The organism is Pseudomonas sp. SJZ078 (assembly GCF_007828255.1).
GTDB lineage: Bacteria > Pseudomonadota > Gammaproteobacteria > Pseudomonadales > Pseudomonadaceae > Aquipseudomonas.
This window is the reverse complement of sequence record NZ_VIUG01000001.1, coordinates 23,673-49,936: the sequence shown is the minus strand read 5'-3', so window position 1 is coordinate 49,936 and position 26,264 is coordinate 23,673. Positions and strand designations below refer to the sequence as shown.

16 protein-coding genes are annotated in these 26,264 nt (G+C 60.6%); 4 read left to right on the top strand and 12 right to left on the bottom strand.

The window, feature by feature from the left end:
* Window positions 1–153: 153 nt before the first annotated feature.
* The 6 genes from FBY02_RS00190 to FBY02_RS00165 form a co-directional block, all read right to left on the bottom strand.
* Window positions 154–1,629: an efflux transporter outer membrane subunit gene (locus FBY02_RS00190; RefSeq protein ID WP_144921599.1), complete on the bottom strand. Its 1,476-nt coding sequence runs from the start codon at window positions 1,627–1,629 to the stop codon at window positions 154–156.
* Window positions 1,626–4,730: an efflux RND transporter permease subunit gene (locus tag FBY02_RS00185; RefSeq protein ID WP_144921596.1), complete on the bottom strand. Its 3,105-nt coding sequence runs from the start codon at window positions 4,728–4,730 to the stop codon at window positions 1,626–1,628. The genes FBY02_RS00190 and FBY02_RS00185 overlap by 4 nt, the downstream gene beginning before the upstream one ends.
* A 103-nt stretch (window positions 4,731–4,833) precedes the next feature.
* A complete protein-coding gene (locus FBY02_RS00180; RefSeq protein ID WP_144921593.1) occupies window positions 4,834–7,929 on the bottom strand; it encodes an MdtB/MuxB family multidrug efflux RND transporter permease subunit in 3,096 nt (1,031 codons plus the stop codon).
* A complete protein-coding gene (locus tag FBY02_RS00175; protein WP_144921590.1) occupies window positions 7,926–9,242 on the bottom strand; it encodes an MdtA/MuxA family multidrug efflux RND transporter periplasmic adaptor subunit in 1,317 nt (438 codons plus the stop codon). Before FBY02_RS00175 ends, FBY02_RS00180 begins: the two co-directional genes overlap by 4 nt.
* A gap of 190 nt (window positions 9,243–9,432) precedes the next feature.
* Window positions 9,433–9,933, bottom strand: coding sequence for a thiol peroxidase (tpx, locus tag FBY02_RS00170; RefSeq protein ID WP_024779993.1), 501 nt, complete (start codon window positions 9,931–9,933; stop codon window positions 9,433–9,435).
* A gap of 114 nt (window positions 9,934–10,047) precedes the next feature.
* Window positions 10,048–10,719 carry a DUF3313 domain-containing protein gene (locus tag FBY02_RS00165; protein WP_144921587.1) on the bottom strand — a complete coding sequence of 224 codons (672 nt, stop codon included), beginning with the start codon at window positions 10,717–10,719 and terminating at the stop codon, window positions 10,048–10,050.
* Between the two features lie 245 nt (window positions 10,720–10,964).
* On the opposite strand from FBY02_RS00165, the gene FBY02_RS00160 reads away from it, so the two are divergent.
* The 4 genes from FBY02_RS00160 to FBY02_RS00145 all read left to right on the top strand — a co-directional run bounded on the left by FBY02_RS00160 (window position 10,965) and on the right by FBY02_RS00145 (window position 15,322).
* Window positions 10,965–12,353, top strand: coding sequence for a hypothetical protein (locus tag FBY02_RS00160; RefSeq protein ID WP_144921584.1), 1,389 nt, complete (start codon window positions 10,965–10,967; stop codon window positions 12,351–12,353).
* Window positions 12,354–12,423: 70 nt separating this feature from the next.
* Window positions 12,424–13,347, top strand: coding sequence for a halovibrin HvnC (locus tag FBY02_RS00155; protein ID WP_144921583.1), 924 nt, complete (start codon window positions 12,424–12,426; stop codon window positions 13,345–13,347).
* 110 nt (window positions 13,348–13,457) lie between these two features.
* On the top strand, window positions 13,458–14,417 hold the full coding sequence (locus FBY02_RS00150) for a halovibrin HvnC (protein ID WP_256662442.1): 960 nt from the start codon (window positions 13,458–13,460) through the stop codon (window positions 14,415–14,417).
* 212 nt (window positions 14,418–14,629) lie between these two features.
* Window positions 14,630–15,322 (top strand): aspartate/glutamate racemase family protein, encoded by a 693-nt coding sequence (locus FBY02_RS00145; RefSeq protein ID WP_144921580.1) that lies wholly within the window; start codon window positions 14,630–14,632, stop codon window positions 15,320–15,322.
* Window positions 15,323–15,361: 39 nt separating this feature from the next.
* Here FBY02_RS00145 and FBY02_RS00140 read toward each other — a convergent pair whose 3' ends face one another.
* The 6 genes from FBY02_RS00140 to FBY02_RS00115 form a co-directional block, all read right to left on the bottom strand.
* Complete coding sequence (locus FBY02_RS00140; RefSeq protein WP_144921577.1) at window positions 15,362–15,859, bottom strand: GNAT family N-acetyltransferase; 498 nt, start codon at window positions 15,857–15,859, stop codon at window positions 15,362–15,364.
* A 210-nt stretch (window positions 15,860–16,069) separates the two neighbouring features.
* A complete protein-coding gene (locus FBY02_RS00135) occupies window positions 16,070–16,867 on the bottom strand; it encodes a transglutaminase family protein (protein WP_144921574.1) in 798 nt (265 codons plus the stop codon).
* Window positions 16,864–17,814, bottom strand: coding sequence for an alpha-E domain-containing protein (locus tag FBY02_RS00130; RefSeq protein WP_144921570.1), 951 nt, complete (start codon window positions 17,812–17,814; stop codon window positions 16,864–16,866). The genes FBY02_RS00135 and FBY02_RS00130 overlap by 4 nt, the downstream gene beginning before the upstream one ends.
* Before the next feature lie 3 nt (window positions 17,815–17,817).
* Window positions 17,818–19,227: a circularly permuted type 2 ATP-grasp protein gene (locus tag FBY02_RS00125; RefSeq protein WP_144921567.1), complete on the bottom strand. Its 1,410-nt coding sequence runs from the start codon at window positions 19,225–19,227 to the stop codon at window positions 17,818–17,820.
* A 591-nt stretch (window positions 19,228–19,818) separates the two neighbouring features.
* Window positions 19,819–20,850: a glycine betaine ABC transporter substrate-binding protein gene (locus tag FBY02_RS00120; protein WP_144921564.1), complete on the bottom strand. Its 1,032-nt coding sequence runs from the start codon at window positions 20,848–20,850 to the stop codon at window positions 19,819–19,821.
* Between the two features lie 10 nt (window positions 20,851–20,860).
* On the bottom strand, window positions 20,861–26,179 hold the full coding sequence (locus tag FBY02_RS00115; RefSeq protein ID WP_256662456.1) for a type I polyketide synthase: 5,319 nt from the start codon (window positions 26,177–26,179) through the stop codon (window positions 20,861–20,863).
* Window positions 26,180–26,264: the final 85 nt, after the last annotated feature.

The following is a 26,264-nucleotide window of genomic DNA, read 5'->3' as shown; positions in this document are numbered from 1 at the left end:
TAACAAGCGATTGCGACAGGTCGTAGGCAGTGCATCGGCCAAAAGCAGGACTCGCAAGTTGCGATTGTGGCGAGGGGATTTATCCCCGCTGGGCTGCGAAGCGGCCCCGGCGGGGATAAATCCCTTCGCCACAAAAAAGCCCTCCCAACGATTTTATTCGCCCGCCGCCACCTGCCCATCCCAGCCCCCACCCAGCGCCGCGATCAACTGCACACTGGCAATCAACCGACTCTGTTGCAGGCTCAGCACGCTACGCTCGTTGCTCAGGGCAGTGGCCTGGACAGTCACCACGTCGAGGTAGGCAATCAGCCCGGCCTTGTACTGGTTCTGGGTCAGGCGCAAGGATTCGCGCGCGGCGTCGAGGGCTTCCTGGCGCACGCGGGCTTCGTCTTCCAGTACCTTGAGCTGGATCATGTAGTTTTCCACCTCGCGAAACCCGTCGAGCACGGTCTGGCGATAAGTGGCGACAGTCTGGTCGTAGGCCGCGACGCTGCGGTCGACTTCCGCCGAACGTTGGCCGCCGTCGAACAAGGTCATGGCCAGTTGCGGCCCCACCGACCAGAAGCGATTCGGTACGCTGATCCAGTTGTCGTAGGTACTGCTGCTGTAGCCGCCGCTCAGGCTCAGGGTCAGGTCCGGGTAATAAGCCGCCTTGGCCACGCCGATATTGGCATTGGCGGCCATCACCGAGCGCTCCGCCGAGGCGATGTCCGGCCGGCGTTCGAGCAGCTGCGACGGCAGCGACACCGGGATCTGCGGCAATGACGGGATTTCCTGGGTTTCCGCCAGGTTGAACTCAGCCGGGGGCAAGCCCATCAGCACCGCGATGGCGTTTTCGAACTGGGCACGCTGCCAGATCAAATCGATCAGGTCGCCCTGGGTGGTCTTGAGCTGGTTTTGCGCCTGGGCCACCGCGTCCTTGCCGGACACCCCGGCGCGGTACTGGTTTTCGGTCATCTTCAGCGAACGCTGATAGTTCTCCAGAGTGGCCTGCAGCAGACGTTTCTGTTCGTCGATCACCCGCAATTGCAGGTAATTCTGCACCAGCTCTGATTGCTGGCTCAGGCGCATGGCGGCCAGGTCGGCGAAACTGGCCTGGGCACTGGCCTCATTGGCCTCCAGAGTGCGCCGCAGTTTGCCCCAGACGTCGGCTTCCCAACTGACTCCGGCCTGGGCGCTGTAGGTGTCGCGGATACCGCTGGCCGAACTGCTCAGGCTTGAACTGCTGCTACCGGTGCCCTGGCTGGAGCGGCTCTTGCCGACGGTCAGGTCCACCGAGGGGAAGAACGCCCCCCGGGCACTGCGCGCCAAGGCCTGGGCCTGACGGTACTGGGCTTCGGCCTGGGCCACGGTCTGGTTGGACGTGTTGAGCTTTTCCACCAGGCCATTGAGCTGCGCATCGCCGTACAGCTCCCACCAGGCACCACGGACCAGGGCGTCGCTGGGATTGGCCTGGCGCCAGCCCTGGGCTTCTTTGTACTGCGCCGGCGCGGCGGCCTGCGGACGTTGGTAATCCGGGCCGATGGCGCAGGCACTGAGCATCGCCACACACAGCACCAGGCTCAGCGCCCGCGAGCCACGGGCGGTCGCCAGCGGCGCGACAAGATTGAAGAACGAACGGTCGGTCATAGCGGAGTTTCCAGGGCAGCATCGGTGCGCACGCCGCGCCAGCGGTTGAAGCGATGGCGCAGCTTGTCGAGATAGAGGTAAACCACCGGTGTGGTGTAAAGCGTCAGGACCTGGCTGAACACCAGCCCGCCGATGATGGTCAGTCCCAGCGGCTGGCGCATCTCCGAACCTTCGGCGCCGCCGATCAACAGGGACACGGCACCGAGGATGGCCGCCAGGGTGGTCATCAGGATCGGCCGCAAGCGCAGCAGGCAGGCACTGCGGATCGACTCCAACGGTGCCTGCCCACCCCGCTCCAGTTGCAAGGCCAGGTCGATCATCAGGATCGCGTTTTTCTTCACCACGCCAATCAACAGGAACAGCCCCAGCAGGGAAATAAGGCTGAACTCCCCACCCAGCACGTAGATCGACAGCAGCGCGCCGACCCCGGCCGACGGCAAGGTGGACAGGATGGTCAGCGGATGGATGTAGCTTTCATACAGCACGCCCAATACCAGGTACACCGCCAGCAATGCCCCGAGGATCATGAACGGCTGGCTCTTCTGGGTCGCCGCGAAGGCGTCGGCGGTGCCGGCCATTTTCACGATCACATCCTCGGGCATGCCGAGCCTGGCAATGGTCCGTTCGATGGCGGCGGTGCCCTGCTCCACCGTCACCCCTTCGGCCATGTCGAAGGAGATGCTCTCGGAAGCGAACTGGCCTTCATGGCTGACCCGGTCGTCCTCCAGGCTGTTCTCATAATGGGCGATGGCCGACAGCGGCACCCGCGCACCGTCCGCGGTGATCACCTGCACCTGCTCCAGGGTATTGGGGTCGCGGGCGTATCTGGGATTGACCTCCATCACCACCTGATACTGGTTCAGGCTGTCATAGATAGTCGAGATCTGGCGCTGGCTGTAGGCGTTGTTCAGCACGGCGGTGACCATGTCCATGTCGATGCCCAGGCGCTTGGCCTGGTCGCGGTCCACCACCAGCGTCACCTGCTGCGCCCCGCCACCGTCACGGGCATCGATGGCGGTCAGCTCCGGCAAGGTCCTGAACGCCGCCACAAGCTTGGGATACCACTCACGCAGGGACGCCAGGTCGGCACTTTGCAGGATGTAGGAATATTGCGAGGTGGTCTGCTCGCGACCGCCACCGAATTGCAGGTCCTGGTCGGCCATCAACATCAATTGGGCGCCGGGCACCTTGGGCATTTCCTTGCGCAAGCGCTCGATGACCTTCTGCGCGGAAATGCTGCGCTCCTTGATGGGCTTGAGGCGCACCAGCATGAATGCATTGTTGGTACCGTTGTTGCCGCCAATGAAGCCCGCCACACTCTGCACCGCGTCGTCCTTGAGCACGGCACGGCGGAAGATCTCCATCTTCGGCTGCATCACGTTGAACGAAAGGCCGTCGTCACCGCGCACGAAACCGATCAACTGGCCGGTGTCCTGTTGCGGCATGAAAGTCTTCGGCACCACGACATACAACGCGACGTTGACTCCGATGGTCACCAACAGGCTCAGCAAGGTCAGGCGACGATGACGCAACACCCAATCCAGGCTGGTGGCATAACCGCGAACCATCCACTCGTTGATACGCCGGCTCTCCCGTTGCAGGCGGTTTTCCTGGCCTGGCTCATGGGGCTTGAGCCAGCGCGAGCAAAGCATCGGCGTGAGCGTCAAGGACACCACCAGCGAAACCACGATGGCCGCCGCCAGGGTGATGGAAAATTCGCGAAACAGGCTCTCGATGATGCCGCCCATGAACAGGATCGACAGGAACACCGCCACCAGCGAAGCGTTCATCGACAACAGGGTGAAACCCACCTCCTTGGCGCCGAGGTACGCGGCCTTCATCGGCGGCACACCTTCATCGATATGCCGGGAAATATTTTCCAGCACGACGATGGCGTCATCCACCACCAACCCGGTGGCGAGGATCAACGCCATCAACGACAGGTTGTTCAGGGAAAAACCGTAGAGGTACATCACCGCGAACGTGCCCACCAGCGACACCGGTACCGCCAGGGTCGGGATCAGCGAAGCGCGGAAGTTTCCGAGGAACAGGAACACCACCAGCACCACCAGGGCCACGGCGATCAGCAGGGTCATTTCCGCTTCGTGCAGGGTGGCCTTGATCACCGGCGAACGGTCCATGGCCAGGTTGAGCTTGACGCTGGCCGGCAGCACCGCCTGCAACGCCGGCAGTTGCGCCTTGATTTCGTTGACCGTCTCGATGATGTTGGCGCCGGCCTGGCGGTTGATCACCAGCAGCACCGCGGCATCGTCGTTGAAGAAGCCGCTGTTGTAGCGATCCTCGACGCTGTCGGCGACTTTCGCCACGTCCTTGAGGCGCAACACCGAGCCATCCTGGTAACGGATGATCAGCGTTTCGTAGTCCTTGGCCTTCTCCAACTGGTCGTTGGCCTGGACCTGCCACATGCGCCGGTCGTCCTCGACCGAACCCTTGGGCCGGCGTACGTTGCTGTTGGCGATTGCCTTGCGCACGTCATCCAGCGCCACGCCGTACTGGTTGAGCAACTGCGGTTCCAGTTCGATGCGCACCGCCGGCAGCGAACTGCCGCCGATCTGCACTTCGCCGACACCCGACACCTGGGACAGGCTCTGGGACAGGATGGTGGATGCCAGATCGTAGAGCTGGCCTTTCTCCAATACGTCCGAGGTCAGCGACAGCACCATGATCGGCGCCTGGGACGGGTTGACCTTCTTGTAGGTCGGCATGCTGCGCATACCGCTGGGCAACAGGTTGCGCGAGGCATTGATGGCCGCCTGCACTTCCCGCGCGGCACCGTTGATGTCGCGGTCCAGGTCGAATTGCAGGATCACCCGGGTCGAGCCCTGGCTGGAGCGGCTGCTCATGGTATTGACCCCGGCGATGGCACCGAAGGACCGCTCAAGGGGTGTCGCCACCGTCGAAGCCATCACCTCCGGGCTGGCCCCCGGCAAGTTGGCCTGGACCACGATCACCGGAAAATCCATCTGCGGCAGCGGCGAAACCGGCAACAAGCCGAAGCACACACCGCCGAGCAGCATGATGGCGAAGCTCAGGAGCATGGTGGCCACGGGACGCTTGATGAAGGGGCCGGAGAGGTTCATGGGCGATAGCTCCAAGCCGCAAGCTTCAAGCGGCGAGCTAAAGGCCTACGTCGACCCTGCTCTTCTCTTGCAGATTGCCGCTTGCCGCTTGCCGCTCGCGCCGTCATACCGACACCTCGCTAGTGTCGGTTCGAGTAAACCGCCGTCCCAACCGATCGAACGCCAGGTAGATAACCGGCGTGGTAAACAGCGTCAGCACCTGGCTCACCAGCAACCCGCCCACCATCACCAGCCCCAAGGGCTGGCGCAGTTCCGCGCCGGACCCGGTGGCGAGCATCAGCGGCACCGCGCCGAACAAGGCCGCCAGGGTGGTCATCAGAATCGGGCGGAAGCGCAGCAACGCCGCCTGGTAGATCGCCGTCTGCGGATCTACACCCTGGTTGCGCTCGGCATCGAGGGCGAAGTCGATCATCATGATCGCGTTCTTCTTGACGATGCCGATCAGCAGGATGATGCCGATGATCGCGATCATGCCCAGGTCGTTGCCGCTCAGGATCAACGCGAGCAAGGCACCGATGGCGGCCGAGGGCAAGGTCGAGAGGATCGTGATCGGGTGGATGTAGCTCTCGTACAGCACGCCCAGCACGATGTACATGGTCACCACCGCCGCCAGGATCAGCAGCAAGGTACTCGACAGCGAGGCCTGGAACGCCTGGGCCGCGCCCTGGAATTCGGTCTGCACGCCTACGGGCATGCCGATTTCGTGCTGGACCTTCTCGATCACCTCCACCCCATGCCCGAGGGCCACGCCCGGCGCAAGGTTGAAGGACATCATCACCGCCGGGAACTGGCCGATGTGGGCAATCGCCAACTGGGCCTGACGCTCCTCGACCCGGGCCAGGCTCGACAGCCGCACCTGTCCGCCATCGGTGGTCTTGACGTAAATCTGATCCAGGGCCTGGGGACCGATCCTCTCCCCGGACTGGGCCTGCAGCACCACCCGGTACTGGCTGGCCTGGGTGTAGATGGTGGAGATCTGCCGTTGGCCAAAAGCGTCATACAGCGCATCGGTGATGTTCGACACCGACACGCCCAGCCGTGAAGCGGCGTCACGGTCGATCACCAGATAGACCTGGAGCCCCTTGTCCTGCAGGTCCCTGGCGACGTCGGTCAGTTCCGGCTGGCGGGCCAGGGCCTCCACCAGGCGGCCGCTCCACAGGGTGAGCAATTCGGCGTCCGGCGACGATAGGCTGAACTGGTACTGAGTGCGACTGACCCGATCTTCGATGGTCAGGTCCTGCACCGGCTGCATGAACAGGCGGATGCCCACCAGGCGATCCAGTTGCGGCTGCAGGCGGGCAATGATCTCGCTGGCGCTGTCGTCCCGCTTGTTGTGGGGCTTGAGATTGATCAGCAGGCGGCCGCTGTTGAGGGTGGCGTTGTCGCCGTCCACGCCAATGTACGAAGACAGACTCTCCACCGCCGGATCGGCAAGGATCACCTTGGCCAGTGCTTGCTGGCGTTCGCTCATGGCCGCGAAGGAAATCGACTGCGGCGCCTCGGAAATGCCCTGGATCACCCCGGTGTCCTGTACCGGGAAAAACCCCTTGGGCACGGCCAGATACAACACCACCGTAAGCACGAGACTGCCGACCGCCACCAGTAGGGTCAGCGGCTGATGCCTGAGCACCCATTGCAGCTTGCGACCATAGGCGGCGATCAGCCAGTCGATCCACGCCCCGCTGGCGCGGTAGAAACGCCCCTGCTCATCCTCCTTTGGCTCACGCTTGAGCAAGCGCGCGCACATCATCGGGGTCAGGGTCAGGGACACCACCAGGGAAATCAGGATCGCCACGGCCAGGGTGATGGCGAACTCACGGAACAACCGCCCCACCACGTCGGCCATGAACAACAGCGGGATCAACACCGCAATCAGCGACAGGGTCAGGGAAACCAGCGTGAAACCGATCTGCTTCGCACCCTTGAGCGCCGCCTGCAACGGGCTGTCGCCCTCCTCGATGTAACGGGCGATGTTCTCCAACATGACGATGGCATCGTCCACCACGAAACCGGTGGCAATGGTCAGGGCCATCAATGTCAGGTTGTTGATGGAGAACCCCGCCAGGTACATCACGCCGAACGTACCGATCAACGACAGCGGCACGGCCACCGACGGGATGATGGTGGCGCTGAAACGGCGCAGGAACAGGAACGTCACCATGACCACCAGGGCAATGGCGATCAGCAATTCATGCTGCACGTCGGTGACCGAAGCGCGGATGGTCTGGGTGCGGTCGGTGAGCACGGTGACGTCCAGGCCGGCCGGCAGGTTGTCGGTGATGCTCGGCAACAGCGCCTTGATCCGGTCCACCACTTCAATGACGTTGGCCCCCGGCTGACGCTGGATGTTCAGCAGTACGGCCTGGTTCTCGTTGGCCCAGGCGGCCAGGCGCTCGTTCTCGGCGCCATCGACAATCTGTGCCACGTCCTTGAGCCGCAACGGTGCGCCGTTGGCGTAGGCCAGGATCAGCTCCGCGTAGTCCTTGGGCGAGGTCAACTGATCGTTGGCATCGAGCATCGATACCCGGGTCTCGCCGTCGAAGTTACCCTTGGGCTGATTGACGTTGGAAGCGCCGATCAGGGTGCGCACGTCCGCCAGATTGAGGCCGTTGGCCGCCAGGGCTTGGGGGTTGACCTTGATCCGTACCGCCTGGCGCTGGCCGCCGGCGATGGTGACCATGCCGACGCCGCTGATCTGAGCGATCTTCTGCGCCATGCGCGTATCGACCAGATCGTTGAGCTTGGGTAGCAGCATGGTCTTGGAGGTGATCGCCAGGGTCAGCACCGGGGTGTCGGCCGGGTTGACCTTGTTGTACACCGGCGGCGCCGGCAGGTCGGTCGGCAGCAGATTGGTGGCCGCGTTGATCGCCGCCTGCACCTGCTGCTCGGCGACATCCATGTTGATCTCGAGGTTGAAGCGCAGGGTAATCACCGAGGCGCCACCGGAGCTGGTGGAGGCCATCTGGGTCAGGCCGGGCATCTGCCCGAACTGCCGCTCCAGGGGCGCGGTCACGGCGCTGGTCATCACGTCGGGGCTCGCGCCCGGGTACAGGGTCATGACGCGGATGGTCGGATAGTCGACCTGGGGCAATGCCGACACCGGCAGCAGCCGATAGGCGATCAGGCCGGCCAGGACAATGGCCAACATGCTCAGGGTGGTGGCCACCGGACGCAGGATGAACAGCCGCGAGAGGTTCATGCGCTGCCCTTTTTCGCCTTGTCGGCCCCGGCCGGTTCAGCCGGGGCTGCCGCAGGCTTGCCTTGCAGGTGTTCGGTCGGCGTGGTCGGCACCTCCTGGCTGTCGTTGACCACCTCCACTTCGCTGCCTTCCTTCAAGCGGTCAGTGCCTTCGAGCACCACCCGGTCACCGGCGGCCAGTCCCTCCGTGACCACGGTATTTTCGCCGTCACTGGGGCCGATCTTGAGCGGTTTGATGGTGACCTTCTTGTCGCCCTCCAAGGCGTAGACGAAGGTGCCGTTGGTACCGAACTGAATGGCGGCGGTCGGCACCAGGACCACCCCCTTGAGCGTGTCGGCCAACAGGCGCACGTTGACGAACTGATTGGGGAACAGCGATTGCCCGCGGTTATCGTAGCGGGCCTTGAACTTCAGGGTGCCGGTGGTGATGTCGATCTGGTTGTCCAGGCTCTGCAGCACGCCGCTGGCCTGGAGTTTCACATCGCCACGGCCCCAGGCTTCGACGGGCAGCTTCGCGCCGCTGCGGTAGCGGGCGAGCACTGTGTCGAGGTTGTTTTCCGGGAGGGTGAACACGACGTTGATGGGCTGGGTCTGGGTGATGACCGCCAGGGCCGTGGTGTCGTTGGCCGCAACCAGGTTGCCGATGTCCAGTTGCCGCAAACCTACACGCCCGGAGATCGACGCACGTATCTTGGTGAACTCCAGGTTGAGCCTGGCGTCATTGACCGCCGCCTGGTTGGTCTTGACAGTACCTTGATACTGCCCCACCAGCGCGGCAGCGGTGTCGAGGGTTTGCTTGGCGATGCTGTCCTCGGCATACAGGCCGCGATAGCGTTCAAGATCGACCTGGGCGTTTTTCAACTGGGCCTGGTTCTGCAGCAACGTCCCCTCGGCCTGCAGCAAGGCATTCTGGTAGGGACGCGGATCGATCTCGGCCAGCAGGTCCCCGGCCTTCACCATCTGCCCTTCTTCGAAGGCGATCTTGACCAGCTCACCGCCCACCCGGCTGCGCACGTTGATGGTATTGAGCGCCGTGACCGTGCCCAATGCCTTGTAATACAACGGGAAATCCCCGGTGACGGCGGCAGCCACCCGAACCGGGATCGGCCCCGTCGCACCGCCAAACCCGGGCCGCATGCCGCCCGAACGCCCCATGTGCCCAGCGGCAGCCTTCTGCCCGGTAGTGGATTTGTGATCCGCGCCGGAGGGCCAGAATTTCCAGGCCAACACCGCGACGACCAGCACGATGAACAGGCTCAACAGCCAGCGACGGGAATTGCGGGGAGCAGAGGATTGCATGGAGTGATCAACCATTGGGCGCGTGGGCATCTTTTATGGAAGGCTGAACGATAAGCACTGGCGGGTATTTAGCAAAGCGCCTTTACCGGCAATTTACCTTGGGCTTACGTATCGCTTGGCAGGCTAAGCGTTTGAAGTACAAAAGAAAACGGCCTGGACAGGGCCAGGCCGTTAACAATTGTAATAAATACGCTATTCAGAGCACTTATTTCAGGACAGCGAGTGCAGCGTCGTAGTTTGGCTCTTCGGCGATTTCCTTGACCAGTTCGCTGTGCAGCACGGTGTCGTTTTCGTCCAGCACGACCACGGCACGGGCGGTCAGGCCCTTCAGCGGGCCGTCGGCAATGGCCACGCCGTAGTTCTGGATGAACTCGGCACCGCGCAGGGTGGAAAGGTTCTGAACGTTCTCCAGGCCTTCGGCGCCGCAGAAACGCGCCTGGGCGAACGGCAGGTCAGCGGAGATGCACAGCACGACAGTGTTGTTCAGCTCGTTGGCCTGGGCATTGAATTTGCGCACGGACGTGGCGCAGGTCGGGGTGTCGACGCTTGGGAAAATATTCAGCACCTTACGCTTGCCGGCGAAATCCTTAAGGGAAACGTCCGACAGATTGCCGGCAACCAGGGAAAAGGCTGGCGCCTTGGAACCGGCTTGCGGCAACTGGCCGTTGACTTGAACCGGGTTGCCTTTGAGGGTGACTTGAGCCATGAGCGGATTCCTTCTGACATGTTTGAAAAAGGTCGAGGCCGGAGTTAACCATGAAATGCCGCCGCGACCTATGGCTGGACATAAAAAGTCATGATGCCCGCTCCCACAAAGGCATTATTTCGCCTTGAGCTTGAGAAACGACTGGTGCAGATCCGCCGCCCACCCATCGATGACGCCCTTGACGTCATCGGGTTTCATCACCTGAGACTCGTTGGACAATGGCCTGCCCGTGCCCTTGCGCACCACCTGGGCGAGCACTGCGTTGTTACCTCCATCGAGGAACACCGCCTCGGTGCCCAGCGTGGTTTCCTGGTCGCGAATACCGCTGGCGGTACTGACGGCGGCCGCCACCAGTGCAATCGGCACCACCTCATAGGGCTTCAAGCCTTCGGTCTTGCTACTGACTGCGGTGATGGCCGCACGTATCACCAACACACCCGGTCCAGGCCCCGTCGCCAAGGGCAATGACTTTCCCGCCTCGCGCTTGAGCGCCTGATCGTAATAGCCCGTGATGCCGGACAGCGTCGCCTGGGGGATCTTCACGGTTGGCTGCGGCTTGGGATAGAGCTGTGTCGGTTCGATATACAGACGGGTGTAGTTGCCCAGGTCAATCTTCGGATCGAGCCAACGCATGACCTCGGCACCCGACGGTGATTTTTCCTCCTTGAGCCGGCTGTAATCACCCAGGAAACCGGAGTACTCATCCGGCTGGGTAGTCGTGCTGGAGCACCCGGTCAAAGCGGACGAGGTCATGCATACGGCGCCAATCAACGATGCGAACTTCATGCTGCCACTCCTGTAAGCCACACGAGACGGGGCTGGGCACTACAGGTATAGCCAATGAGCGGCTTTTTGCCTGCTCGGGCATCAGAGTACCGTTTTTTGGACGACCGAGAGAATTTGACGAACGGTGGGCTTTACACCCATCACCTGTCAGACCTGACAGTAGTCAATCATCCCTGCGAAGGGTTTGATAAAGCCAAGCGCCGATTCGATAGACACGACAATGATTGGCCACAGGAGCATATGGCATGACCACCAGCCAGAACACAGACAGTGACATCCAGGCCGTCGATCCGGTCCAGATCCCGGGCATGATATCGGTTGTGCATCCAGCGAACCCGGACGGCGGGCTTCCCCTCAGCCTCTTCGCCAATGGACTTCTTACACTTCGGGTCGATCCCTGGACGCAACAGAGTGGGGGTGATAACGCCCGTATCTTGCTGGGTGATTCCGATGTCCCCGTCTTGAACAAAACCATTGACGATAGTGAAAAAGACAGCCCCTTCAATATGTATCTCCAAGGCGATCTGCTGAGTCACGGCATCAATAAGATTCGCTTGAGTGTGCTGCGTATCAATCAGACGACACCTCAGACATCGGTGCCCTTGACCGTATTACTTCACCGGCCACGCCCTGGTGGTGAAGTATCCGGCCCCGGTGATAACCCGAACCTGACACTGACCCTGCCGGCCGACGTCATCGCCAACGGCGTGGACGCGGCAACGGCTGCCCAAGGGGTATCAGTGAAAATCAGTTATCCCTATATGCGTGCGGACGACGTCATTACCCTTGATCGTGACAGTCAGGAAACACGGCACACCGTAACCGCTTTCGAAGCCAGTGTCGGCAACGTGGACATCATCCTGAGGACCGCGGACTTCTGGCAGGACAATCCCAGGTTCGCCTTGCGGTACAGGGTGACGGATCTGCTCGGCAATACCAGCGGGCCACAAGCCATATGGTCACGCACGACCTACATTGACGTGCATGTTCGCCAACCGGCACTGGACCTGATAAGGCCCAAGGTACTGGAAGCCAGGGAGCTCAACGGCGAACGACTGAACTTCGAAATCGATTTCTACTCCGCCGACTTCGCCACCGTCGAAGTCAACTATACCGGCTCAGCCCGAGACCAGCAGGTCAAGGTGTACTGGATTGGGCGCAATTCGACTTATGGCAGTGAAATCCAGACGGTCTCTCAGGCCGGACAGACCCTGACCTTCCGGATTCCCAGGAACGAAGTGGTGGACTGCATCGGCACCGGAGCAGCCGTCATGTATACCGTCAGGCTGCCAGGGACGATTACGGATATACCTTCAGCCCGATTGAACCTCACCGTCACCGCACAAAAACACCGGCTGCCGGAACCCACGCTCGATAGCAGCAAAACCAATCTGCGGGCTTATCACCCCATGTTTTCTACTGCCCATACTGCAAGAGTGGCGCTGTTCGGCGTGACGGTCCGATACGGCCAGGAAATTCCCATTACACCGAACACCAGCCAAACCGACCTGCGGGTGGATCCTGCCTGGATCAGCGAAAACCGGGGACGTCCCATCATGATCAATTGGACGCTCAGAGAAACCGGTACGGGTACGCCGATTGTCTTTTCATGGTTTCTGAGATTGACCGCCTGACTCAGGCTTTCAACGTCACACCCGTTTTGGTACACCCGGACAGTGCAAGTCCATCGCAGGAGAACGTATCATGCGTAAACTACTGGGGCTGCTGTTAATCACGTTAGTGGTCGGTTGCGCACAGGTCGCGACGGAGCCGCCTGACGCCGTCGGCATCAATGGTGTCCAGGTACTCGATGGAACGGAAACCGCCAGTTTCCTGACCACGCTTTACCATCGCAAATTTCCCAACTGCAACAACTCCGACTCTCAACCCTCATTTCTCTGTTCGGGGGTCACCCTCAGAGTGACGGTGAAAGACCCCGAAGGAAAATACAAAGTCTGGGACCCAAGCCCAACGTCAATCACCAGTGGCGGAGTGTCCTTCTCCTATCTGCGGGCAGATGCCAATTTCGGGAGGTTGGCATGGGGGAACGGCGACGGTTATATCCTCTATCCCATCTTCAGCGCGCCGCCTGACAAGATTGACCTGGACTATCTGTGCTCATACCCGATGGATGCCTGGAGCTGGTACCGAACCCCTCCCTGCGGTGCTTCCGCGGACTATCCTGCGCTAAGCCGCCCCTGCCACGTGGCCGGAGTGACCACCGCGCAACAATGGCTGGGCGTGTGGACAATGCCGGGTGGCAATGAATACCTGCGCCAATGCGGATTCGATGTCAGTGATGATCGCAATCACCTGGCGGGACCCGCTTTTTACCAATCATTGCTGAGCAAATCCCTGGTAGGAGAAAGGGGATTCGCAGAGCATAACGAAATCATTATCAAGACCTGGACGCCGGGACGGCCGAACACTTTTCCCATCATGGCGTTTTTCTTTGTCGCTGGGGGCACCAACGCGGGGTTGGCCGATGCCCAATACAACCAACGCGACTTCTATAACTCCACCAATCCGAAAATCATAGTGCCGATCATTCGTTTGGTTCCTGCCACCAGTGCCACTGCAAGTGCGACGTTCACCTACGTCGCGGCAGATCAGGTGGTGAAACCTTAGCTTTAGCCGGACCCGCGCTCAGAGGATCCTTGCGCACCCGAAGCCTGCTAGCGGCTGTCAGTCCAAACTATGCCCCCCACTTACTCCACAACGGACCCAGTGGTAACGCCATGAATACGTTGATGCGGAAGTTCATCGGTCTGTTGTTAGTTGCTGTGGCAGTGGGTTGCACGCAACTCGGGACACAGCCGCCTGAAATCACCAACATCAATGGCAGCCAGGTGCTCAATGGACCGGAGACTGCAGCCTATCTGACGACACTCTATGGTCGTAATTTCGCCAACTGTCACCATTCAGAATCCCAACCGGCCTTCCTCTGCTCGGGCGTCGTTCATCGACTGACCATAAAAGACCCCGCCGAAAGATATAAAGTCTGGGACCCCAGCCCGATTTCGTTGGAAAATGGCGGCGTATCCTTTTCCTATATGCGGGCAGATACCAACTTCAGTCACTTTGGTGGGGCCTATCAAAACGGCTATATCGTGTATCCCGTTCTCGAGGCGCCGGCGGACAAAATCCATCTGCAATATATGTGTTCATACCCGATGGATGCCTGGACGCAAAGCCGCCTACAAGTGTGTGGACCGCATGCAAATTATCCTTATCACAGTAATTTGTGCCAATACCACAACGTGACCATCGCCGAGCAATGGGTGTACGTATGGACCTATCCTGATCCTAATGCCCAACACCCTATTCAACAGTGCGGATTCGACGTCAGCGATGGTCGCAACACCCTGGCCGGGCCTGCCTTCAGGGAATCATTGCGGGCCAGGGCGTTGTTAGCAGCGACTCATCCAAACTACGCCCAACAGGTGTTTCACGACCATAACGAAATGATTGTCAAAACCTGGACTCCGGGACAGCCCAACAGTTTACCGATCCTGGCATTCTTCTATATCGCAGGGTATAGCGAGGGACTGGCCGACGCCCAATACAACCAACGTGACTTCTACAACTCCACCCATCCGAAACTCGTGATACCGATCATTCGCCTGACACCCGCCACCAGTCTCAACGGCAGGGCTTCGTTCACCTATGTCGAAGCAGAACAGGTGGTGAAGCCATAATGCACACTGACAGGCATCGTCAATCTGTAGAAAGTGCTTTGCCGGGAAATCGAGGTACCTGCCTTTCTTCGCCTTTTCTATCGGATCTCACCGTGACACTTACCTGAAAGATGAGCGTTACAGTTGATTTTCCGCTGGCCCCCGCACTTGAACAATTGGAGACTCCAGGCAGGCCTGTCCCCTCGACACAGGCCATTGCCCGAGGACATCCAATGCGCACCATCGGCCTTATCGGCGGCATGAGCTGGGAATCCAGCGCCGAATACTATCGCTTGATCAATCAGCAGGTACGGGACCGGCTCGGGCCGTTGCGCTCGGCGCAACTGTTGATGCACAGCGTCGACTTCGGCCCGGTGGAACAGGCTCAGCATGCCGGGCGCTGGGACGATGCCGCAGCCATTCTGGTGGATGCCGCACGACGCCTTCAAGCCGGAGGCGCCGAGTGCGTGGTGCTGTGTACCAACACCATGCACAAGGTGGCGACGCAGATCCAGTCGGCCATCTCGATTCCTTTTCTGCACATCGCCGACCCCACCGGCCAGGCCGCCCTCGACGGGGGTACCATGACGGTCGGCCTGTTGGGCACGGCGTTCACCATGGAGCAGGATTTTCTCAAGGAGCGGCTGAGTGCCCAGGGGCTGACCGTGCTGGTACCCGACGCTGAAGAGCGCCAGGCGGTGCACCGCATCATTTATGACGAACTCTGCGTGGGCGTGATCAACCCGGCATCGCGCCAAGTCTACCAGCAGGTCATCGAATCTCTGACCCGCCGTGGCGCCCAGGCGATCATCCTGGGCTGCACGGAAATCGGCCTGCTGATCAAACCCGAGCACAGCGCCCTGCCCCTGCTCGACACTACCCATCTGCATGCGCGGGCAGCGGTGGCGTTTGCCTTGGAAGACTGATCGACAGCCCCTGAGGAGCGCAGCCTTGCTACGACCTGCTCAACGGAGCCGCGCCATGGCCAGGGTGTCGACCCAGCGCCCGTCACGCACGGCATAGTCACGCATCAGGCCCTCGGTTTCGAAGCCGAATTTACGATACAGCCCGACAGCGGCCTCGTTGTCGGCGTATACCGTCAGCTCCACCCGACGCAGGTTCATCCAGTTGTCCGCCACCTCCAACGCGGCGGCCAGCAGCATCGAGCCCACGCCCTTGCCTTGCCAGGCGACGGCAACGCCCATGCCAAGGCTGCCACAGTGAGCGCGACGGATGCGCGAGTACTGCTCCAGCCCCAGATTGCCAATGACCGTGCCCTGATGCAGCGCGACCAGTTTCACATGGCGCTCATCATCCATCGCCAGGCGCTTGCGCCACACCTCGGTGGACTGGAACGGCATCTGCAGCACCTGACGAGTCACCGCCGGGTCGTTGTAAAGCGCGGTGACTGCGTCGAGATGGGCTTCAGTGAAACGGGCAATGGTGATCGTGGGCTCTGACATACGACTCCTTCCTGGAAACGTGACATGGCCTTCGACTATAAACCGACGATCATCCGGTAGCGAATGTACAGACGCCTTCGCGGGCAAGCCCGCTCCCACATTTGACTTGGCTGTATGCAGCTTTTGCATACACCCTCAGACCCTGTGGGAGCGAGTCTGCTCCGGGCGGCGATCCGACGATGAGGTCTTCAGCGTCAGCGAATATCTCGCTTATTGATGTTGCACCTGCACCATCGAGTTCACCTGCACCCGCGCTTGCATCTGCTCTGCCCCGCCGCCCCGGCGCATGCCGCGTACCGGGCAGGCGTCGAGGTAGTCCAGGCCGACCGCCAGCTTCAGGTGCCGGTCTGGACGGATCAGGCGGTTGGTCACATCGAAGCTGTACCAGCCGTCGTCCAGCCAGGCTTCGGCCCAGGCATGGCTGGCCAGATGAGCCTCATCTTCGGTGTACAAGTAACCGGAGACATAACGCGCCGCAATACCCAGGCTGCGCGCGCAGGCCAGGAAGGCATGGGTATGATCCTGGCAGACGCCCGCACCGCCGGCAAACGCCTCGGCGGCGGTGCTGCTGACTGCGGTCGCGCCAGGGCTATAAGGCATGCGCGCCACGAGGCCTTCCATCAGATCGACCAGGGCTGCACGATCGCGTCGTCCCGCACATTGCGCCACGGCAAACGCACTGAGCGCGTCGTCCGCCTGAGTCAGGCGGCTGGTGCGCAGGAACGGCAGCGGCGACTGCGAATCTGGTTCCATCTCCACATCCTGATGGATTTCCACTTCGCCATAAGCGGTCAGCACCAAGGCGCCGTGGGGCTCGTCCATGGTCATGACATGCAGGATGTTGCCATACGGGTCGAGCTGGCTTCGCACCAGGCGCGGCAGTTCCAGATGCCATTGCAGGACGCGCTGGCGCTGGCTGTCCTTCGGGGTCAGGCGCAGGAACTGGATGCTGGTGCAGACTTCATCGGCATAGCGGTAGGTAGTGTCGTGGCGTATGGACAGTTTCATACGACCTCCAGATAGGACTCGTGAACGGTCTGGCCCAGATGACGGATCTGGTCGATGAGGTCGGTCAGCCAAAGGTGCAGGCCCGACGCCAGGATCTCGTCAATCCCGGAATAACGCAGGCGCGCATTCAGTTCCGCGGCCAGGCGCTGAGCCGGACGGCCGTTGTGGCCGGGCAGGCTGGCGAGGATCTGATCGAGTTCCTCGATGCAGGCATGCAATGAGCGCGGAACATCGGCGCGCAGCAGCAACATTTCCGAAACCTGCTCGGCATTCGGCGCATTACGGTAGATCTCGTTGAACGCCTCGAACGACGACAGCGCCCGCAGCAAAGCGCTCCACTGGTAATAGCCGCGCGCCGAGTCGTCGCTGACTTCTTCCGATTCCTCGCCAAACATTTCGTAGCGTGCATCCAACAGGCGCAGCGTGTTGTCCGCCCGCTCGATGAACGTCCCCAGGCGAATGAAGCAGTAGGCATCGTTGCGCATGATGGTGCCCGACGTCGCGCCGCGGAACAGATGCGAGCGCTCCTTGACCCATTCGCAGAAATGACTGATGCCATAGCGGCCCAAGCCGTTGCTGGCGATGTTGCGCATCTCCAGCCAAGTAGCGTTGATGTTTTCCCACATGTCGGCGGTGATGCGCCCGCGCACCGCATGGGCATTGGTCCGCGCCGCCCGCAGGCAGTTGTAGATACTGCCGGGATTGGTTTCGTCCAGGGCGAAGAAATGCAGCATGTGTTCGCTGTTGAGTTCGCCATAACGCGCGTTGTAATCGTCCAGCGTACCGGCCGCCAGCAGCGACATCGCCAGCTCGGCATGACCGTCGCTGCGCCCGGCCTGGGGCATCAGCGACAGCGAGTAACTGACTTCGAGCATGCGCGCCAGGTTCTCTGCGCGCTCCAGGTAGCGGGACATCCAGTAGAGGTCCGAAGCGGTTCTTGAAAGCATGTCTTAATCCTCCACTACCCAAGTGTCCTTGGTGCCGCCGCCCTGGGACGAGTTCACCACCAGCGAGCCTTCGCGAAGCGCCACACGGGTCAGGCCACCCGGCACGAGGCGGGTTTCCTTGCCCGACAGCACGAACGGCCGCAGGTCGATATGACGCGGCGCGATACCATTCTCGACAAAGGTCGGGCAGGTGGACAGGCTCAGGGTCGGTTGGGCGATATAGGCTTCGGGACGGGCCTTGAGTCGTGCGCGGAAGTCTTCGATTTCCGCCGCGGTGGCCGCCGGCCCCACCAGCATGCCGTAGCCGCCGGAACCCTGGGTTTCCTTGACCACCAGGTCGGGCAGGTTCGCCAGTACATGGGACAATTCCTGGGGCTTGCGACACTGCCAGGTAGGGACATTCTTCAGAATGGGTTCTTCGGTGAGATAGAAGCGGATCATCTCGTCGACATAAGGGTAGATCGACTTGTCATCGGCAACGCCGGTGCCGACCGCGTTCGCCAGCACCACATTACCGGCCCGGTAAACGGCGATCAGGCCCGGCACGCCCAGCATCGATTCGGGATTGAACGACAGCGGGTCGAGATAGGCATCGTCGAGACGCCGGTAGATCACATCCACCTGTTTGGGACCGGCGGTCGTGCGCATGTAGACATGGTCGTCGCGCACGAACAGGTCGGCGCCCTCCACCAGTTCCACGCCCATTTCCCGAGCCAGGAACGCATGTTCGAAGTAGGCGCTGTTGAAGCGGCCCGGAGTCAGGACCACGGCGGTGGGATTTTCCAGCGGGCTCGAACGCTTGAGAGTGTCGAGCAAAAGGTTCGGGTAATGATCGATGGGGGCTACCCGCTGAGCGGCGAAGAGCTCGGGGAACAGCCGCATCATCATCTTGCGGTCTTCGAGCATGTAGCTGACACCGCTGGGCGTGCGCAGATTGTCTTCCAGCACGTAGTAACTGCCATCACCGTCGCGAACCAGGTCGACACCGGCGATATGGGCGTAGATGCCCCGGTGCAGGTTCAGGCCCTGCATCGCAATCTGGTAACCCTCGTTGGCCAGCACTTGCTCGGCGGGGATGATGCCTTCCTTGAGGATGTGCTGTTGGTGATAGATGTCGGCCAGGAACATGTTCAGGGCCTGGACCCGCTGGATGCAGCCCTGCTCGACCTTCTGCCACTCACTGGCCTTGATGCTGCGGGGAATGATGTCGAAGGGAATCAACCGCTCGGTGCCCTGCTCGTCCCCATACAGGGTGAAGGTGATTCCGGCTCGATGGAACAGCAGGTCGGCTTCGCGTCGGCGTTGATCGAGCAGTTCGACCGGCGTGTCCGCCAGCCAACGGGCGAAGGCTTGGTAATGCGGGCGGCAGTCACCCTTGGCGTCATACATTTCATCAAAAAAAGCTCGGGGCATAGCCAACTCCCAGCCGCGTTCTACACGGCATTTCTTATTACTTCGTCATTCCAATGGTCCGGCCTTGCCTTGTGTTAATGAGCCCTGTTTTCTCTTGGCACCTCGATAGACATCCGTCTCTGCTGTGGCCTTTGCGTCTGGATGACGTGCGCCCCCTTGGTTAAATCCGCGTGATCAATCGCTCCCATAATTAATTGGCTTGAGCTCTGGAAGCGTAGCAAAGGCTATGCCTAAGCACGGAACAGCAAGAAACTGCTGGCGAAAACGGCGGAAAATTACGACCAGGCGAAATTCGATGTCTTTTTTGCGACAAGAACAGCCTCTATAGCTGAAACGTTTTATTTCAGCTTTCCCTGGAGGGCGCGGGAACGAGTCGAATAGGTGCACAAAGCCCGGTAACGGGGCGCGGATGCCCTGAAAGGGGGAAATTTTTACTCACTGCCCAGGCACAAACACGTATTGCCTAAACCTCAGGCGCAAAAAAAGGCATGCCGATTCGCCCGGCATGCCTTTTTCCGTCGCAACCTGCCCCGTGCCAACGGGTTTGAACTCCGGCGTACCGAAGCGGGATACGCGATGGATAACGTCTCGCTACAGTGTCTCGGAGACTTTCTTGAACACATCCTCAGGCACCCACCCTTTCCAATCGGCGGTGTGGTTACGCAAGTAATAGCGCGCCGTCTGCTCGGGAGTCTCCTTGTTGGAAACCATTCGGGTTGCCAGCGTCCGGATGGTGTCGGTTCCCACGAACATCGACTTCAGGAAAGGAAGGACGCCCGGATGCTCTTCAGCGAACTTGGCTGAGGTGTATTTATTCAGCGGGATATCTGCATAGGCACAGGCTTGTCGGCTCCCAACGCCTTCCTTGAATTGGGCGAGGCTTTGCTTGATCGCTTCCCAGCAAGCTTCGCTGTAGGCGGGCTCTTCCAGACGCGTGAGGGCCAGCTCGCCCATCAGGGGGCTCGGATCCCAGTAGTACGTCATGAAGGGCTGCCCTTTCTCGTAAGCGGAGATGATCGCGGCGTTGAGTGCCGACTCGGACTTGAGCTCCACAGGCGTGAACGTTTTATCGATCCCGTAGGTGGCCATTTTAATCAGATTGATTTCCCGGCACGCCCAACTGCTGATGCAGTTCAGCCAGGTCGGCTTGCCCGACCCCGATGCCTGCCTGAAGACCTCGGCATACCTGGGGAGATCGGCGACGCTTTTCAGATCGGGGGTCATCGGCTTGATTCCGCGCCCCGCATCGCCCTTGATCATGTAGGTAGGGACATAGAAAGCCTGGGTAAGACGTTCATACGTGGGGCCGAAATCGAGAATGGCTTTCTTCGCCGTCTGATCCTGGACCCACTGTGGCATCAGCGAGGTAAACACCTCCATATTGATATCGATGGCACCGGTCTCCATCGCATTCTGCATTTGTGCAATATCAAGGCTGACGGATTCCACTTTCATACCGTATCCATGTTTGAGGATGTACATGGCGATATGATTGTCGATCTGGATATTTTCCCAACCACCGTCGTAGAACCGGATCGGACGCGGGTCAGATGTCGCCAGAGCCCAGTGGGACGTCAGGCTCAGGATCAAGCACAGCACAGTACGCAAGAACATTGAAGGCATTTGGACTCTCCTATGGGTGAACGTTTTCTGCGGGGCGATGGGTCGCTGGGGTAGGTGAACCGGCAAGCGTTTCCACCACGATACTGGCGATCAGATCTCGCTGGCCTTCCACAAAGTAATGATCCCCGGCACAGAACACCGACCTGAACGCTTCGGTGGTATGTTCACGCCAGCCAGTGATGTGCACGCCTGTGGCGTAGGGATCGATCCGTCCGCCAATCGAGGTAATGGGCACCGCCAGCGGCGGATGGGCCCGGTATAGGTAGGTGTTATTGACTTCGTAGTCTGCCTTGATGATTGGAAGCATCAAGTCACGCATTTCGGCGTCATCGAACAACGCCTGATTGTTGGCAAAATTCATTTCCTTGAGCATGGCGATGAGCTCGCTGTCACCCTTTTGCGCGGACTCGCCATCCGATTCGTAATTGAACTGCAGGACATCCGAGGCGAATTGATGCTCGTTGTAGAAATGCGGTGCCCGGCTCCCGGCAAAAATCAGGTGTGAGGGGTACAGGTCGTGCTCTTTTACCAGGCGTTGAGCCACTTCAAACGCCTGGACACCACCCAGGCACAGACCAAGGAATGCGAACGGCCGGTCCAGGTAGGGCAGCAGATCCGGCGTCAGGTTTGTCACCAGCTCTTCCATGCGGGTGTACGACTTTTCCCCCAGGCGCGCATTGCGCCCGGGCAATTGCAACAGACAGAGCTCGATATGATCCGGTAGTCGATCTGCCCACCCCTTGAACACTGCCGGCCCGCCGCCCGCATAGGGAAAGCAGATCAAACGCAGCGTTGCCTGGGGTCGAGGGGCTGGAATAACCAGGCATCCGGAGGTCTGCTCCTCTTGCGGCCTGGGCGGGCCAGCCTTTGCCGGCTCGACCGGATTGCCCGGACTGGCCGCCTCGACATGTTCCAGTACGAAATCGCCGATATCGTTAAGCGTGGCACCGACGATAAGCCTGCCCAGGGGAAAATCGATGCCGAGTTTTTTCAGACTGTTGCGAAATTCAACGGTCATCAGCGAGTCGAACCCCATCATCGTGAGGGACTTATCCATGGGCGTTGCATCAGCGTCGAAGCCGCCTGCGACACGCGCAGCGACAGCCCTCAACCGACCCAGGATGAACGCCTGTCGCTGCTCGCCCTCCAGCGACGACACCGTGTCCAGGAACGGAACCGTATCGCCCTGCGCCGTCGTCTCGCCCGCTGGCTGCTGCGCATCAATCAGCGACAGGTAGGGCCAGTCGCTGGATTGCAAATGCGCCTTGTAGGGCTTCCAGTCGATTGGCGCGATCCCCATGACACCTTGTGCGAACAGGTTGTCCCACAATCTCTGCAAGCCGACTTGCGCGGATATGAAGTTGATGCCCAATGCCGACAGGCGCTTCTTGAAGACACTGTCGACCCGACTGGCCATGCCTTCGGAGGACCAGGGTCCCCAGGCGATGCTCAAACCGGGTAATCCCGAGCTGACGCGATTTTCCATGATGGCGTCCATCGCACTGTTGGCCGCGACATAGTTCGCCTGGCCTTTGAATCCCAACGATGCGCTGATCGAGGAAAATCCAATAAAAAAATCCAGCGGCTGATCACGGGTGACCCGATCGAGCACCTGGGTACCCTGCAGTTTTGGCAACAGGACATGTTCGAGGGACGACGCACTCAGTTTCGACAGGACAGCGTCTTCAACCGTCCCCGCCAATTGCAACACACCTCGTAGCGGCCATTGCAGAGCGCCGATGTACGACGTCAGGGCAACGGTGGCCTCATCCGTGGCGATATCCAGACGCAGATAATCGATGCTCACACCCTGGTGCCTGAAGTTGTCCAGTACGGTCGAGCCCGTTGCGTCCAGCGACTTACGCCCAACCACCGCCAAATGACGGGCGCCCTTCTCCACGAGCCAGGCAAGGACCTCGCGCCCTAGCCCACCGAACCCGCCGACAACCAGATAGGTCGCTTGCGCACTTAACGCCACGTGCGTCGACTTCACTCGGGAGGCTTCTACGAGCCTGGGTACATGGACGCCACCCTGACGAATAGCGAATTGATCCTCCTGGTCGTTCGCAAGCATCAATTGCGCGGCAAGCGACAGATCGACGTCCTCCAGGTCTGGCGGCAAGTCGATGAAACCGCCCCAGGCCGCGGGCTCTTCCTGGGCGATCACTTTGGCCAATCCCCAAAGCGGCGCTTGTGCAACATTGATCAACGAAGGAGCCGAACGTACGTTGACCGCTGCACGCGTCACGATCCAGAACCTGGCGATCTCTGACCGGGAGGCGCTCGCCAGTGCTTGCAGGGTCGCCACAACGCTGTACAGACCGGTCTCCAAGGGAGCGAAGCTTTCCCGTCCTGAAAGGCGATCCTGGGAGACTATCGGGTCGGTCCCGCCGAGGTGAACCACGCCTTTGATCGGGCACTGCGTAGAGACTGGCAGCGACTGGAACAACTCATGGAGATCCTCGGGGAAGCCAGTCCTGATGTGCCAGAGATGGGCGCTGACCCGGCGGCAGTCATCGGCGAACAGCGCATGAACCACCGGCCCGTCAGTATTCGGCAGGCCCTTGCCAATACCCTGGACCAGCTCACTGGAGCCACCGATAAACAGCCATATCCCGCCAGGACTCTGATCGTCAACGACCGGCGTACGACTGGGGCGCGGCACCCACTCCACCGTCGTCAGCCATTGCGACCTGGCTGGAACAGGACGCCCTAGCCAGTGGCAGGACCGCTGGAATGGGTAGTTCGGGACAGTGACGCGTGTCGACGTCGAACCGTTCAGAAGCGTATTCCAGTCCAGCTCGACCCCGGACTCGAACAGCTGTCCTGCGCTTTGCAGAAGCTGGTCCCGATCGGCGATCTTACTGCTCAGGCTGGTTATCCAGCTGACCTGGTCGGCGTCATCAGGTTGCAGGCACGCCGCTCCGATCGTTGACAGCACCGCCTTCGGCCCGATTTCGAGAAACGTGCGGCCACCGTTTTCGAATGCGGCTTGGATGCAGTCCATGAAACGTACTGGCTGGCGAACATGTTCCAGCCAGTACTCCGGCGTCATCAGGCGCTCTGCCGCAATCTTTGCGCTGACGTTGCTGATCAGCGGATAGCGCGGCGGCGACAGGCTGATACGTTTGAGAACGGAGGCAAAGGAGGCCAGCATCGGCTCCATCAGTGCAGAGTGAAACGCGTGAGAAACCTTCAGGCGCGTGAACTGGGTTTGCCGGGCATCGAGCACACGGTGGAGCCTGTCCAATTCATTCAACGCACCGGACACCACCACATTACCTGGGCCGTTGATGGCCGCGATGCTCAGGTCGATGGCATGTTCCGCCAGCAGTTGCTCCAACACTTCGCCCTTGAGTGTGATGGCTGACATTCCACCATCGCGCGGCAGTGCCTGCATAAGGCGACCCCGCTCGGCCACCAGGGTCATACCATCTTCCAGACTGAATACGCCTGCCACGCAGGCCGCCGAAAACTCACCCAGGCTATGTCCGAGCAGGATCTCGGGGACAACGCCAAGGCTCAGCCACACCTGGGCAAGGGAATACTCCAGCGCAAACAACGCAGGTTGTGCGTAGCGTGTCTGATCGATCAGCCCGGCATCATCCTGCGCGGAAGGGAAAAGGATCGTGAGCAGGGAGACGCCTATGCAATTGCGTGCAATCGTATCGCAGCGATCGAGAGACGCCCGGAACACCTCGTTATGCGCGTAGAGATCCTTGCCCATGCCCGGAAACTGAGCCCCTTGTCCGGTGAAGACAAACACCAGCCCAGGCTCCCTGGCAGGATCGACCCAGCGAATATCCTGGTCGCCTTGTTGAAGCCTGGCGAGCAGGGTTTCTGTCTGGCGGGCCGATGCGGCATAACGAAAAGGCAACTCCGCCCGCCCGACCCGAGCGCTGTAGCAGATGTCGCCCAGGGAGGGTGCTCCGGGACGTTCCAACCATTCCCGGTACCGGGAGATCTGCGCTTTCAGCGCACCGCGGTCCTTTGCGCAAAGCGCCAGGAGATAAGGACCGTCGGCCTCTTTCTCCTGACGGTCCGGCCGCGGCGGAGCCTCCTCGAGTACGACATGTGCGTTCGTCCCCCCTACGCCGAAAGAACTGACGCCTGCGCGGCGCGGCAGGTCAGTGGCCGGCCATGGAACGGTTCGAGCGCTGATGAAAAAAGGACTGCCGTCCAGATGAATGCCTTCATTGGCCTGGGTGAAATGCAGCGTAGCGGGAATCGTCCGGTGCTTGAGGGCCAACACGGTCTTGATAAAGCCTGCCACGCCTGCCGCGGCGATGAGATGACCAATGTTGGTCTTCACCGCCCCCAATGCACAGGTATTTGCCCCGGCACCGTGCTGCGTAAACACATCCCTCAACGCTTTGAACTCGATTGGATCACCCAAGGGGGTCCCCGTCCCGTGGGTTTCCACAAAACCGAGGGTCGCAGCGCTCACCTCGGCATTCGCCAGCGCTTGCTCAATGACTTGGGCTTGTCCCTGGGAGCTGGGAGCAGCAAAGCTAACCTTGTTGGAGCCGTCGTTATTGATGGCCGATCCCTTGATGACCGCCTGGATGGTATCGCCCGCCGCCAGGGCATCGGCAAGACGCTTGAGCGTGACCAGCCCGGCGCCGCTGCCAAAGATCGTTCCCTGCGCGGCAGCATCGAACGCCCGGCAATGCCCATCCGGCGACTGGATCATCCCCTCCTGGTAGACATAACCCACGGCATGCGGGACCAGCACGGTCACACCGCCGGCCAAAGCGACATCACACTCGCCCAGCAACAGGCTTTGGCACGCCATATGGATCGAGACCAGCGAGGTCGAGCACGCCGTCTGAATGTTCAGCGCCGGCCCTCGCAGCCCCAGTTTGTAGGCGATCCGCGTCGACAGATAATCCTTATCGTTGCCCAACAGATTCATGAAGCCTGCGCTGCTGTCCAGGAAACCGCCTTCGTCGCTCCCCTCTCCTAAAACCTGGTTATGAAGATAATCGTTATGGCCTGCACCGGCGAAAACACCGATGTTCAGTGCTTCACGATCCTTGCTCAAGCCCGCCGCATCCAACGCCTCCCAGGCGCATTCGAGCAGCAGTCGATGCTGGGGATCGGTAATCGCCGCTTCGCGGGCCGGCATCTCGAAGAAACCGGCATCGAACCGATCGACATTGTCCAGGCGGGCCGCCCTGGCAACATAGTCCTCCCGGCCAGCCTGTTCAGCGGTGACACCGGCCTCCAACAAGGCCCCCAGCGAAATGGCGTCGATGGATTCCCGTCCCGAGGCCAGGTTGTCCCAGAAGGCCTCAACGGTGTCGGCACCTGGAAATCGGCAAGCCATGGAAATGACGGCAATCTCGTTCCCGTGATAGTGGGTTTCGCTCATTCTCTTCTCTCCCGAATGTGAAAATGACTTGGCCGCGGGG

Coding starts and splice junctions, on each gene's coding strand:
- FBY02_RS00145 (WP_144921580.1), top strand. CDS start 14,630: ATGCGCACCATCGGCCTTATCGGCGGCATGAGCTGGGAATCCAGCGCC.
- FBY02_RS00185 (WP_144921596.1), bottom strand. CDS start 4,730: ATGAACCTCTCCGGCCCCTTCATCAAGCGTCCCGTGGCCACCATGCTC.
- FBY02_RS00180 (WP_144921593.1), bottom strand. CDS start 7,929: ATGAACCTCTCGCGGCTGTTCATCCTGCGTCCGGTGGCCACCACCCTG.
- FBY02_RS00160 (WP_144921584.1), top strand. CDS start 10,965: ATGACCACCAGCCAGAACACAGACAGTGACATCCAGGCCGTCGATCCG.
- FBY02_RS00175 (WP_144921590.1), bottom strand. CDS start 9,242: ATGGTTGATCACTCCATGCAATCCTCTGCTCCCCGCAATTCCCGTCGC.
- tpx (WP_024779993.1), bottom strand. CDS start 9,933: ATGGCTCAAGTCACCCTCAAAGGCAACCCGGTTCAAGTCAACGGCCAG.
- FBY02_RS00120 (WP_144921564.1), bottom strand. CDS start 20,850: ATGCCTTCAATGTTCTTGCGTACTGTGCTGTGCTTGATCCTGAGCCTG.
- FBY02_RS00115 (WP_256662456.1), bottom strand. CDS start 26,179: ATGGCTTGCCGATTTCCAGGTGCCGACACCGTTGAGGCCTTCTGGGAC.
- FBY02_RS00140 (WP_144921577.1), bottom strand. CDS start 15,859: ATGTCAGAGCCCACGATCACCATTGCCCGTTTCACTGAAGCCCATCTC.
- FBY02_RS00165 (WP_144921587.1), bottom strand. CDS start 10,719: ATGAAGTTCGCATCGTTGATTGGCGCCGTATGCATGACCTCGTCCGCT.
- FBY02_RS00135 (WP_144921574.1), bottom strand. CDS start 16,867: ATGAAACTGTCCATACGCCACGACACTACCTACCGCTATGCCGATGAA.
- FBY02_RS00130 (WP_144921570.1), bottom strand. CDS start 17,814: ATGCTTTCAAGAACCGCTTCGGACCTCTACTGGATGTCCCGCTACCTG.
- FBY02_RS00190 (WP_144921599.1), bottom strand. CDS start 1,629: ATGACCGACCGTTCGTTCTTCAATCTTGTCGCGCCGCTGGCGACCGCC.
- FBY02_RS00125 (WP_144921567.1), bottom strand. CDS start 19,227: ATGCCCCGAGCTTTTTTTGATGAAATGTATGACGCCAAGGGTGACTGC.
- FBY02_RS00150 (WP_256662442.1), top strand. CDS start 13,458: ATGAATACGTTGATGCGGAAGTTCATCGGTCTGTTGTTAGTTGCTGTG.
- FBY02_RS00155 (WP_144921583.1), top strand. CDS start 12,424: ATGCGTAAACTACTGGGGCTGCTGTTAATCACGTTAGTGGTCGGTTGC.